Raw genomic sequence first — 359 nt, forward strand, 5'->3', positions numbered from 1 at the left:
CAGGTCAACCCCCGCTTTTGCCAATGCCAGGCAAATAGCCCGGCCAATACCGCGCCCGCCGCCGGTCACAAGTGCCGCGGGACGGGTGTTCTGCTGTTCACTCATGCCTGGGCCTCCTTCAGTGCTGCAACGGTCTTTTCAAAATCCGCCATGGTTTCGATATTCATGCAGGTTACGGCGCTGCCCACCGTCTTTTTGACAAAGCCGCTGATGGCGTGACCGGGACCAATCTCCACAATGGTATCCACGCCCAGGTCGGCCAACCGGCGGATGGTATCTTCCAGATAAACGCTGCTCTGTACCTGACGCACCAGAAGGTCCGCAATGGAATCAGCGGGAGCTTTTTCGTGGCCCAGGCA

At 58.8% G+C, this 359-nt stretch carries 1 pseudogene; it reads right to left on the bottom strand.

Annotation, left to right across the window (positions count from 1 at the left end):
• Positions 1-101: 101 nt before the first annotated feature.
• Positions 102-359, bottom strand: a pseudogene (locus H6B10_RS15705) (ACP S-malonyltransferase); the annotation flags it as partial.

The sequence above is a fragment of the Gemmiger formicilis genome (genome assembly GCF_016901605.1).
Taxonomy (GTDB): Bacteria; Bacillota; Clostridia; order Oscillospirales; family Ruminococcaceae; genus Gemmiger; species Gemmiger formicilis_B.